Annotated in this window: 9 protein-coding genes; 5 read left to right on the top strand and 4 right to left on the bottom strand. The window is 49.2% G+C overall.

Translation table 11 applies throughout. The features are described from left to right. Together K6V30_RS24245 and rseP are read left to right on the top strand one after the other, a co-directional pair. Complete coding sequence (locus K6V30_RS24245; RefSeq protein ID WP_010539186.1) at nucleotides 1–1,170, top strand: 1-deoxy-D-xylulose-5-phosphate reductoisomerase; 1,170 nt, start codon at nucleotides 1–3, stop codon at nucleotides 1,168–1,170. A gap of 90 nt (nucleotides 1,171–1,260) precedes the next feature. Next, the gene (rseP, locus tag K6V30_RS24240; protein ID WP_055269779.1) at nucleotides 1,261–2,616 is read left to right on the top strand and encodes an RIP metalloprotease RseP; all 1,356 of its coding nucleotides are present in this window, start codon (nucleotides 1,261–1,263) and stop codon (nucleotides 2,614–2,616) included. 358 nt (nucleotides 2,617–2,974) lie between these two features. Here the strand turns inward: rseP and K6V30_RS24235 are convergent, their stop codons facing one another. Next, entirely contained in the window at nucleotides 2,975–3,856 is an 882-nt protein-coding gene (locus K6V30_RS24235) for a hypothetical protein (RefSeq protein WP_055269869.1), read from the bottom strand. Between the two features lie 188 nt (nucleotides 3,857–4,044). Here K6V30_RS24235 and K6V30_RS24230 point away from each other — a divergent pair, with 188 nt between their 5' ends. The 3 genes from K6V30_RS24230 to K6V30_RS24220 all read left to right on the top strand — a co-directional run bounded on the left by K6V30_RS24230 (nucleotide 4,045) and on the right by K6V30_RS24220 (nucleotide 7,415). Further along, nucleotides 4,045–5,409, top strand: a complete 1,365-nt coding sequence (locus K6V30_RS24230; protein WP_055269781.1) for a DUF5690 family protein — start codon at nucleotides 4,045–4,047, stop codon at nucleotides 5,407–5,409. Nucleotides 5,410–5,501: 92 nt separating this feature from the next. Continuing rightward, nucleotides 5,502–6,287 (top strand): phosphonoacetaldehyde hydrolase, encoded by a 786-nt coding sequence (gene phnX, locus K6V30_RS24225; RefSeq protein WP_010539182.1) that lies wholly within the window; start codon nucleotides 5,502–5,504, stop codon nucleotides 6,285–6,287. A gap of 39 nt (nucleotides 6,288–6,326) precedes the next feature. Continuing rightward, nucleotides 6,327–7,415, top strand: coding sequence for a 2-aminoethylphosphonate--pyruvate transaminase (locus K6V30_RS24220; protein WP_055269783.1), 1,089 nt, complete (start codon nucleotides 6,327–6,329; stop codon nucleotides 7,413–7,415). 109 nt (nucleotides 7,416–7,524) lie between these two features. Here the strand turns inward: K6V30_RS24220 and K6V30_RS24215 are convergent, their stop codons facing one another. The 3 genes from K6V30_RS24215 to K6V30_RS24205 form a co-directional block, all read right to left on the bottom strand. Next, nucleotides 7,525–8,937: an MFS transporter gene (locus tag K6V30_RS24215; RefSeq protein WP_022301360.1), complete on the bottom strand. Its 1,413-nt coding sequence runs from the start codon at nucleotides 8,935–8,937 to the stop codon at nucleotides 7,525–7,527. Nucleotides 8,938–9,062: 125 nt separating this feature from the next. Further along, nucleotides 9,063–9,530 (bottom strand): anaerobic ribonucleoside-triphosphate reductase activating protein, encoded by a 468-nt coding sequence (gene nrdG / locus K6V30_RS24210; RefSeq protein ID WP_055269785.1) that lies wholly within the window; start codon nucleotides 9,528–9,530, stop codon nucleotides 9,063–9,065. 211 nt (nucleotides 9,531–9,741) lie between these two features. Further along, entirely contained in the window at nucleotides 9,742–12,141 is a 2,400-nt protein-coding gene (locus K6V30_RS24205) for an anaerobic ribonucleoside triphosphate reductase (protein WP_010539178.1), read from the bottom strand. Nucleotides 12,142–12,144: the final 3 nt, after the last annotated feature.

Genomic DNA, 12,144 nt, shown 5'->3' with positions numbered 1-12,144 from the left:
ATGGATTCAGAAAATAAGAAGAAAAAACAAATAGCTATTTTAGGCTCTACGGGCTCTATCGGGACGCAGGCGCTGCAGGTCATCGAAGAACATCCCGACCTGTACGAGGCTTATGCCCTGACAGCCAACAACCGGGTCGAACTGCTGATTGCACAGGCACGCAAGTTCCAGCCGGAAGTGGTAGTGATAGCCAATGAAGAAAAGTATGCCGAACTGAAAGAAGCACTGAGCGACCTTCCGATCAAAGTATATGCCGGAATCGATGCGGTCTGTCAGATCGTGGAAGCCGGACCGGTGGACATGGTTCTTACGGCAATGGTAGGTTATGCCGGACTGAAGCCGACCATCAATGCCATCCGTGCGAAGAAAGCCATTGCGCTTGCCAATAAGGAGACGCTCGTGGTGGCGGGAGAACTGATCAACCAGCTGGCACAGCAATACCGCACCCCTATTTTGCCGGTGGATTCCGAACACTCGGCAGTCTTCCAGTGTTTAGCGGGAGAAGTTGGCAATCCGATAGAGAAGGTGATACTGACAGCTTCGGGCGGTCCGTTTCGCACCTGCACGCTGGAGCAACTGAAAACTGTGACCAAGGCACAGGCTTTGAAACATCCCAACTGGGAGATGGGAGCCAAGATAACCATTGATTCCGCATCCATGATGAATAAAGGCTTCGAGGTGATCGAAGCCAAATGGCTGTTTGGTGTGCAGCCGAGCCAGATCGAGGTGGTGGTACATCCGCAGTCGGTCATTCACTCGATGGTGCAGTTTGAGGACGGTGCCGTCAAAGCACAACTAGGCATGCCGGATATGCGCCTGCCCATCCAGTATGCTTTCTCGTATCCCGACCGCATCTGCTCTTCATTCGACAGGCTCGACTTCACGAAATGTACGAACCTGACATTCGAGCAACCCGACACGAAACGTTTCCGCAACCTTGCCTTGGCTTACGAAGCGATGTACCGGGGCGGAAATATGCCTTGCATCGTCAATGCCGCCAACGAAGTGGTGGTAGCCTCTTTCCTCAAAGACGGCATCAGCTTCCTCGGCATGAGCGATGTGATTGAGAAGACGATGGAACGTGTCGCGTTTGTGGCGGCTCCTGCTTACGATGACTATGTAGCTACCGATGCCGAAGCGCGGAGAATAGCTGCGGAGTTGATTTCATGAATATAAATAAGTAATATAAATTAGAAAGTGCCTCGGTTTCCTCTGATGAGCAGAGGGTTTGGATGAGGCTTTAAATTGTAAATAAACTGTATGGAAACATTTTTGATTCGTGCCCTGCAACTGATCATGAGCCTTTCGCTGCTTGTCATCATTCATGAAGGCGGGCATTTCCTTTTTGCCCGGTTGTTCAAGGTGCGTGTAGAAAAATTCTGCTTGTTCTTTGACCCCTGGTTTACATTGTTCAAGTTCAAACCCAAGAGAAGTGATACGGAATATGCCGTAGGATGGCTGCCGCTGGGCGGTTACGTCAAGATTGCCGGCATGATAGACGAGTCGATGGATACCGAACAGATGAAACAGCCCGAACAGCCGTGGGAGTTTCGTTCCAAACCGGCTTGGCAGCGCCTTTTGATCATGGTGGGCGGTGTGCTGTTCAACTTCCTGCTGGCGCTTTTCATCTACTCAATGATTCTTTTTGCTTGGGGCGACCAATATATAAAGGTACAGGAAGCTCCTCTCGGTATGGACTTCAATGAGACGGCGAAAGCAGTCGGTTTTCAGGATGGCGACATCCTTTTGTCTGCCGATAATGTGCCTTTCGTGCGCTATGACGGCGATATGTTGAGCCAGATTGCCGATGCCCGTGAAGTCAGTGTGCTTCGTGAGGGTAAGAAGGCTTCTGTCTACATTCCCGAAGATATGATGCAGCGACTGATGGCGGACAGCGTTCGTTTTGCTTCTTTCCGTTTCCCGTATGTGATTGACAGCGTGATGGTTAATTCTCCTGCTGCACAGGCAGGCATTCAGCCGGGCGACAGTATCATCGCATTGAACGGAGCCTCCATTTCTTTCTCTGATTTCAAGCAGACGATGGCGGAACGCAAGAAAAACGCAGAAACCCTGCTGAAAGACAGCATCGATCCCCGTCTGATCACCCTGACGTATGTACGTGGCGGCGTGACGGATACGACTTCCCTGCGTGTGGACTCTGCTTACCTGATGGGTGTCACTGCTTGTGTGACAACAGATCGCCTGCTGCCTATGGTGAAGAAGGAGTACGCATTTTTTGAATCTTTCCCCGCAGGTGTTTCTCTGGGTGTGAAGACATTGAAAGGATACGTCGGCAACATGAAATACCTCTTCTCGAAAGAAGGAGCGAAGCAGTTGGGCGGCTTCGGTACCATCGGAAGCATCTTCCCCGCAACGTGGGACTGGCATCAATTCTGGTACATGACTGCCTTCCTCTCCATTATCCTTGCTTTCATGAACATCCTTCCGATCCCTGCATTGGATGGCGGACACGTGCTCTTCCTCTTCTATGAGATGATTGCCCGTCGTAAACCGAGCGACAAGTTTATGGAGTACGCTCAAATGACCGGTATGGTTCTTTTGTTCGGCTTGCTGATCTGGGCAAACTTCAATGACATATTGAGGTTCTTCTTCTAAAGCGGAAAGGCAAGCGGGGGAGATCTGTGTCGTCCGGGACAACCGACAGGATGAGGCCGACGTTGGCGGAGATGCCGGCGGGCTTTAGAAGGGATCAATCCGAAACCCCGGCTTTTCGAAGTTGCCGAAACAGCAACTCCACCCGAACCGGACCGCTTGCCGATAGCAGGGAAGTAGTAACGATGAAGTGATGTATGTCATTGAAAAACAGTAAAATAGAGTGTGCTATTTATCCTATATAGAAACGGCGCTTTAACACAACGTTAAAGCGCCGTTTCTATATGCGATAAATGCCTTAGTCTGCCGGTGAGAAAGCGCCGTTTCTCCAATTGACATCCTGCATGCGCGGAGAGAAAGGTTAAATCATTAACATTTTCTTTTCCCGTTCCAAGTCCGTAGCATCCAGTTTTGGGGAGGGCACTGTGCAGGTTTTAATATAATCTCCTTCCTGACAGGTGTAGTTGTAGTACACTTCCAGTTCCGGTGTCAACTCCGCTTTCGGCACCAGCCTGCCTTCCATCGTCAGGAACTCATTGACATCCGTACTGTCCGACTGCTTCACCAGCACAATTCGCCGGGCTATCGGGTTGTGATTGTAATCCAGACAGAGATACAGCCCTTTCAGCATCGCGGGATATTCATAATGCGGAAGTTGCAGGTAAATGGTGACGAGGGCGAATTGCGGCAAATCCCTTTCGTTGAACATCAGATAAGAGTTCTGATGGTTGCTGATGATTCCGCCTCCCCAATGCACCGATTTATAGGCATTTATCATTCCTACCTTTACATATTCGCTGTTTTCGGAAGCGTTGATCAGATACGGTTCTATTTTCAGGCTGTCGGTAGAAGAAGAGAGGCTGTAACTGAGATACAGTCCGCTGTAGTTGAAAACATCCTGTACCGAGTCCTTCATTTCCTTTCCCAGCAGTTTTACCAGCGGGTTACCGCTTTCCGCTTCGCTTTGCTGTTCGGGTTCCATTTCGAGCAGCAGCAGTTTCATCGCGCCTACATTATTTAATAAGCGTTTTTTGGAGACATTGTTGACCAGTGCCAGCGCTTCGTCCAGTGCGTCGTCCGGTGTGCGGGTTTTCAGCAGGTCGATGTAGGCGGGAAGTACGCTGGAGTACAAAGCAGACAATACGCTGGGCGCCATGTCCACCCGGTCCGCTATTTCTTTCATCTTCACTCCGTTGTTGCGCAAGTATTCGATTCGCTTGTATATTTCTGTCAGTTCGTTCATGATTTGTGGACTGTAAAATTGATTTCGTTGCAAAGGAATGACTAATGTATTATGAATATGTTGCATGAATATTACATTAATATTACACCCTGCCGGAAAGCGAATATATACGATATGATTCATTGAAATTCATTTTTTCACTCGTCGGGACGTCCTACTTTTGCACCGGAAACAAAAAATAACGAATCATGAATTTCAAAGAAAAACTGTCGCCTTCGACTCAAAAGAAACTTTCCGATCTACTTTTCATTCTCTATGCGGGAGGAGCGGCACTGCTGTCTTATTCATTGGTCTATGCACTCCGCAAGCCGTTCACTGCCGCCACATTCGACGGCATGGAACTGTTTGGTATGGACTATAAGATAGCGACCAGCATCATCCAGATATTCGGATATATGGTGTCCAAGTTTATCGGGATCAAACTTATTTCAGAACTGAAGAGAGAAGGCCGCCTGAAATTCATTCTTGTCTCCATTTTGGTTGCCGAGCTCTCTTTGGTTCTTTTCGGATGCCTGCCCCGTCCGTTCAATGTACTGGCATTGTTCTTCAACGGTCTGTCTTTGGGATGCATGTGGGGAGTCATCTTCAGTTTCCTCGAAGGAAGACGGGTGACCGACTTGCTCGCCTCCCTTTTCGGACTGAGCATTGCAGTGAGCAGCGGAACGGCGAAGTCAATCGGACTCTTTGTAGTAAATACACTGAACGTGAGTGAGTTCTGGATGCCTGCGTTGATTGGTGCGGTCGCATTGCCCCTGCTGGCCGCGTTGGGCTATTTCCTTGACCGGCTCCCCCGACCGACAGCCGAAGACAAGGCTTTGCGCGTGGAACGTGTGACGCTCGACAAACAACAGCGCTGGAACCTCTTTCGCAGCTTTGCCCCCGTGCTGACGATGCTTTTCTTTGCCAATCTTTTCCTGACAGTGCTTCAGGATGTAAAGGAAGATTTTCTGGTGAAGATTGTCGATGTGAATGCCGCAGGTTTCTCCTCATGGATATTTGCCAAGGTGGACGGAGTGGTCACGCTGATTATTCTGGCGGTCTTTGCTTCGCTGGCACTGATAAAGAGTCATGTGAAAGTGTTGTCCATCCTGTTGGCGCTGGTCATTGCCGGGGCGTTTACTCTTAGCTTCGTCGCGTTCAATTATGATGCATTGCAGCTTTCTCCGCTGGCGTGGCTGTTCATTCAGAGCCTCTGCCTTTACTTCTCGTATCTGAGTTTTCAGACGATCTTCTTCGACCGGTTTATTGCCTGTTTCCGCATCAGGGGAAATGTAGGCTTCTTTATAGCCATGATCGATTCTATCGGATATACAGGCACGGTGTTGGTATTGCTTTTCAAAGAATGCTTTAACCCGGATTTAAACTGGCTGGAGTTTTATAATACGATGGCGGGCACGGTCGGCATTGTCTGCTGTACGGCATTTACGCTTTCTCTGCTGTATCTGATACAACGCTATCGGAAAGAAAAACGTGGAGAGGTGATGGATAAAGAACTGGCTCCGGGCTTGATTCCCGTTGCCGAACCTGCCATACAGCCGCTCAGGGCACAGTGAAAAGTCTCTTGCCGGACCTGCATTTACCGGCCCGAAGAAGGAGACAAGTAGAACAGAAAGAAAATTGAATCAATAAATTATATAAAGCAAGAATGAAAAAGATTGAATGTATTATTATGGATTGGGCGGGTACGGCTGTCGATTACGGATGTTTTGCTCCTGTTGCCGCCTTTATGGAAGCCTTTGCGGAAAAAGGGCTGGTGATTGACGTCGTACAGACCCGTAAGCCTATGGGATTGCCGAAAATTCAGCATATCCGCGAGCTGCTTTCAATGCCCGAAGTGAACGGACAATTTGTGGCCCGCTATCAGCGTGCATGGACCGAAGAAGACGTGGTGGAACTGAACCGTCTTTTCGAAAAGCACCTGTTTGCCTCGCTCGAAAACTATACCGACCCTATCCCGGGTGTCATTCCGACATTGGAAAAGCTGCGTGCCGAAGGTCTTAAAATCGGCTCCACTACCGGATACACCCGTGAAATGATGGATGTCGTTCTTCCGGCTGCACAGGCAAAAGGGTATCGCGTGGATTATTGCGCTACTCCGAACCTCCTTCCTTCCGGTCGTCCGGCTCCTTACATGATTTTTGAGAATCTGACGAAGCTGGCTGTCCCCAGTCTGGATGCCGTAGTGAAAGTAGGAGATACGATTGCCGATATCAAAGAAGGGGTGAACGCGAAAGTGTGGAGCGTAGGCGTGATTCTCGGCAGTAACGAGATGGCACTTACCGAAGAAGAAACCCGGTCGATGCCTGCCGGCGAACTGGAGGCCCGCATAGCGGAAGTGAAAGAGCGCATGCTGGCCGCAGGTGCTTCTTACGTCATTCGCACGATAGAGGAACTGCCCGCTTTGATCGACAAGATCAATGCCGGAAGATAAGGAAAAGAACATTATTCATTTTAAAAAGAACATCACATTATGAAACCATATTTATTACTGACCCCCGGACCTCTTACTACCTCAACCACCGTTAAAGAAGCTATGATGACCGACTGGTGTACATGGGATGAAGACTACAATCTCGGCATTGTGGAGGAACTGCGCAAAGAACTCGTATCCCTCGCCACTCAAAAGACGGAAGACTATACCTCGGTTCTTCTGCAAGGCAGCGGCACCTACTGCGTGGAAGCTGTGCTGGGCGCAACCATCACTCCCAAAGATAAACTGCTGATTTGCAGCAATGGAGCTTACGGCGACCGCATGGGAAACATTGCGGAGTACTATCATCTCGACTACGACATGTTGGCTTTTGAAGAGACGGAGCAGGTATCTGTGGAGTATGTCGACGATTACCTGAGCAATAATTCAGATGTGACTCACGTTGCCTTCGTACATTGTGAAACGACTACCGGCATTCTGAATCCGATCAAAGAACTGTCACACATCGTCAAGATGCACGGCAAGAAACTCATAGTCGACTGTATGAGCAGCTTTGGCGGTATCCCGTTGGATGTAAACGAATTAGGTATTGATTTTCTGATCAGCAGCTCCAATAAATGCATTCAGGGTGTGCCGGGTTTCGGATTCATCATCGCCCGTCGTTCGGAACTGATGCGTTGTAAAGGTGTTGCCCGCTCGCTTTCTCTGGATATCTACGACCAATGGGAGGCGATGGAGAAAGGACACGGCAAATGGCGCTTTACCTCGCCGACCCACGTCGTTCGTGCTTTCAAGCAGGCTCTGACGGAGCTGATCGAAGAGGGTGGGGTAGAGGCCCGTTACCGGCGTTACTGCGAGAATCACCGTATTCTGGTGGAAGGCATGCGCTCTCTCGGCTTTGTCACGCTGCTTGACGACAGCCTGCAATCGCCCATTATTACCTCTTTCCTCTATCCGCACGACGGTTTTGACTTCAAGGCATTCTATCTGGCATTGAAGAGCAAGGGCTTTGTCATCTATCCGGGAAAGATATCGAAGGCAGATACGTTCCGTATCGGTAATATCGGCGACGTACATCCGGAGGATTTCCGCCGCTTGGTAGAAGTGATTCGTGATACGGAATATTAATCCGTATCCGATAAGAGATTAGTTGTCATTCAGTACGTAGTGAAGAGTCTGCTCTCTGTGTGTATGGGAGAGGAGATTCTTTGCTGCGCTACGGATGACATCTTTTTTGTCATGGCCGATTCGTTTCCCTCTTCAGCGTAGATGGTTGCGACAGCCGCAGGCTACTGACAACAGCCGCCACAGCGGCAAACCCGCTTCCAACCATCAGGCAGACAGCCGTACTCCGGTCGTGCACGACAAAACTGAAAAGCAATGCTACCAATGTAGTACCGAACGTTTGCCCCAGCAATCGTGCCATCCCCAGCATTCCGCTGGCACCGCCCGAGCGCTGTGTCGGAGCGGAAGAGATGATCGTGCTGTTATTGGGAGTCTGAAACAGTCCGAAGCCCGCTCCGCAAAGCATCAGACGAAGAATAATACTGATATCGGACGACTCGGCGGTAAGCCCCGAGAGCGAGAAGAGTCCGACGGCAAATAATACCATGCCGATGCTTCCCAATATCCCCGGATGGATGCGCTCTACCAGATAACCTGCCAGCGGAGCCGTCACAAGAGTTGCCAGCGGCCACGGAGTCAGCAGCAATCCCGTCATGACTTCGCTATGGCCCAGCGTATTCTGAAGGAAGAACGGAAGAGACACCATCGCTGCCATCTGAGCGATAAACGAACAGATGGATGTCAGAATGGACAACCGGAAAATCGGTATCCGCAACAGGTCCAGCGGCAGTAACGGAGTGGTTTGAGTGAGCTGCCTCCGTACGTAAAACGTTCCGACGATGGCCAATATAATCAGCTGCAAGACAAGGAAATCCATCTCTTCGTGATGCGCGAATCCGTCCAGTGTATAAATCAGTAATCCGAAAGTGATGGCATTGGCTATGGCACTTACGAAGTCAAACTTCCGCTTCGTGCGCTCTTCCTGTCTCGGCAAATGCTTGATGCCCAGCAGTAATGCTGTAATTCCCAGCGGTACGTTAATGGCGAACAGCCAGTGCCAGCTGGCTATCGAAAGAATACCGCTTGCCACCGACGGACCTGCTGCCGCTGAGATCGCCACTACCATCGCATTGATTCCCATTCCCCGTCCGATCTGGCTTTTGGGGTAGACGTAACGTAGCTGCGCCGTATTCACACTTGTGATAGCCGATGCGCTGAATCCCTGGAAGATACGTGCGATTGTCAGCGTCCAGAATGAATCGGACAAGGCACAAATCAGTGAAGTGATACAAAATAGACCGATGCCTGACAGAAACACTTTCCGATAACCGATAATCTCTCCCAAAGAAGAAAAAGACAGCAAAGAAACAACGATGGCCAACTGATAACCATTGATAATCCAAGTAGTTACGGCAGGTGAGGTCCCGAAATCGTGCGAAAGCGTGGGGAGTACAATATTAATAATATTGACATCGAGCACCGACATACAAAGAGCGAAGCCGATGGAGACCACTGCCCAGATACGTCTCGGCATTGGCAGTCCATCGGTTTCATCTATAGGAGTGGTATTATTTGTTTGTATCATAAAAAACTTATTCTTGTAGAACTTGATTTTGTCTGTAAATGTAAACAAAACAACGAACTACGTGTTTCAAGTTTCTTTGAAATATAAGTTTTTTTAGCGCGGAAGGTCCGGTTGTAGCTGTTCAATTATCTGGCTTTGTTCAGTTTCAGTATCCGCTGATTGCTGCTTCCCCGAAACTCCAGATAAGGGGAGAAGAGCGCCTGTTCGAAACGCCCGTCCACCAGTACATCTATATATGGCAGACTGGCATTCAAACGTGGATTGGCTTGGATCTCTTCATAGGTATATCCCGTATAGCACCAGATATTCATTCCCGTTTCCTCCTTCACCCGTTTGACGAAAAGCAGGAACGCTTCCGGATGATAAAAAGGATCTCCCCCGGAGAAAGTCACCCCGTCCAGCAGCGGGTTAGCTTTGATTTCCCGGATGATCGATTGAATCCGTTCCTCCGTCAGCGGTTTCCCGGCCTCCGGATTCCAACTTTTCGGGTTGTGGCAGCCGGAACAGTGATGGGAACATCCGGCAAGGTAAATAGAATACCGAATGCCTTCACCGTCAACGATTGTTTCGGGATAAGTCCCTAATAAATTCATAGCCTCAAAAAATGAAGAATTAAAAATGAAAAATTAAGAATGAAGCGCACAAAGAAATGAAGAATTAGGAACGAAGAATGAAGAGAACAAATTAATTAAGAAATTAAGAATGAAGAATACCCCTTGATAAACAGTTTAATACCATTACCCTGCAAAGTAATTCTTCATTCTTCATTTCTCCGTTTTTTTGTTCCTTATTTAATTCTCCTCATTAGTTTCCTCCGTGTTTTACGCGGTCCTTCTCTTCCGCCCGTTTGGCAGAGTTCCAGGAGCTGAGGTCTCCTGTCAGATAACCGGTGATGCGGCGCATACGCAAAATATTTTCGCTTTGGCATACCGGACACTTGTCGAAGATAACCCCTTTGTATCCGCAGTTGTGGCAGGTATCTACCGGGTGGTTGATGGAGCCGTAGCCTATGTTCTCATCGTGCATCACCTTTACAATTTTGGCGATGGCGCGTACATTCTTCTGGGCTTCTCCGTCCAGTTCCACATAAGTGATGTGGCCGCCGCCGGTGATAGCGTGGAACGGGGCTTCACGTCTGATTTTCTCCACGATGCTAATTGGTTCCTTCACGTCAACGTGGAATGAGTTAACGTAGTAATCACGGTCCGTAACTCCCGGAATTTTACCGTATTTTCTGCGGTCCATTTTGGTGAAACGTCCGGAAAGTCCTTCAGCAGGGGTGGCTAGCACAGAATAATTCAGGTTGTATTTCGCTTTATATTCGGCCACTACTTTGTTCATTTCCGTTACAGCTTCGTACAGCGTGTCCCAAGCCTTCTGGCTGTGTCCGTGACCTTCGCCGTAGAGGGCGACCATCGCATTGTGTCCACCGATAAAACCGATTCCCAGCGTACCGCTGCGCAGTACGTCGCCTACCTGTTCGTTCGGATTCAGTGCGGCTCCGCCTTTCCATACGTCATTGCCCATCATGAACGGGAACTGGCGGGCCAGAGCAGTACGCTGATACTGATACCGTTCGTAAAGCTGGTCGGCTACAAGAGTGGCCATATTGTGCACAGATTCCATGAAGATCTCTTTCGCTTTCTGCTCGATAGCATCCTTGTTGCGTTCGTCCTCTATCAGATTTTCCGCTTTGATGCGGGCTTCGATGGCAAGACGCGGCATATTCAGCGTAGTGAATGAAAGGTTTCCGCGGCCCAAAGAAGACTTTTCTCCTGCCACATTTTCAAATACGCGGGTACGGCATCCCATGGTTGCCAGTTCGTAGATGTAACGTTTCGGGTCATTGGCTTTCCATTTCTCGTTTTTGTTGAAAGGAGTGTCGAGGAACATGAAATTCGGGAAAAGAGCTTTTGCCGTTGTCTGGCAGGCCTGTAGCAGCAGGTCGAAGTTCGGAGCCTCGTAAGTGGACTTCATGGCGTCTTCGATCTTTTCCATTTTCATCGCTTTCTCGAAGTCCTTTTCCGAGTAGGAAACTCCATCCTTCACCTTGAATATCTGAATGGGGAATACGGGCACTTCGCCACGTGTTCCGAGTCCTTCGATGGTAGCTTTCAGCAGCTCTTCGATCACGAGGCGTCCTTCGGCAGAAGTATCCGTTCCGTAGTTGATGGAGCTGAACACTACCTGGTTGCCGCCGCGTGAGTGCATGGTGTTCAGGTTGTGGATAAAGCCTTCCATGGCCTGATGCGTATCTTTTCTTGTTTGCTGATAAGCCTTTTCTGCGATGCGTGTCAGGTGTTCCTTATCTATAATGATTTGCAGGGCTATCAAGGCGATGCGCAGTGCTTCGCGTTCTGCTTCTGTTGACTTGATAGACGACAGATGTTCTTTTATCAAGGTACGGATCGCTTTTTCGTCCGCCTGAGTTCCGTTCTCCATTGCCACATAGAAGTTGATGAACGAAGCCAGATGTTTGCGGAATGATTTAGCTACTCCTTTTGCCATGAAGAAGTCGAAGGCGGGGATTGCCTGTCCGCCGTGCTGCTCGTTCTGGTTGGTCTGGAAGATGATTGTTGCAAGCGTAGCGTAGCTTTGGATGCTCTGCGGTGTGCGGATACTGCCGTTTTTGGTGCGGAAGCCGCGTTCAAAGAGGTCGTCCATGTCGTACTGGATGCAGGTCGTCGTCTTTGTCGGATAATAATCAAGGTCGTGGATATGGATGTCGCCTAACTGGTGTGCTTCGGCAAAACGCTTCGGCAACAGATACTTATAGGTATAATCTTTGGTAACTTCCGAGGCGAATGTCATCATTTGTCCGGCGGGCGTGTGGCTGCTCATATTGGCGTTGCTCAGGTTCACATCGTTCTTGTCGATAGCGACGATGCCGTCCATCACATGCTTCATCTGGGTTTTCTTGTCTCTTTCCGTGTTTCTCCATTCGCGGTAGATGATGTATTTCTTCGCCACTTCGGGGCGAACCTTCATCAATGCCTTTTCTACTAAGTCCTGTATTTCCTCCACGGTGATTGTGGGGTTGCTGAACTGACTGATCACACTCATCGTGACGTCAGCAATCAATTGCTGTTCGTCCTGAATGCCTGTTGCACTGAATGCTTTGCTGATTGCATTCTTGATCTTACTGATAGAGAAATCTTCTCTTTTACCATCACGTTTGATGATACAAATTTCCGCGTAGTTCATAAC

This window comes from Bacteroides faecis (assembly GCF_020091505.1).
In the GTDB taxonomy this organism is placed as follows: domain Bacteria; phylum Bacteroidota; class Bacteroidia; order Bacteroidales; family Bacteroidaceae; genus Bacteroides; species Bacteroides faecis.
The sequence above is the reverse complement of the archived record's forward strand: the minus strand, read 5'-3'. Positions and strand labels throughout refer to the sequence as shown.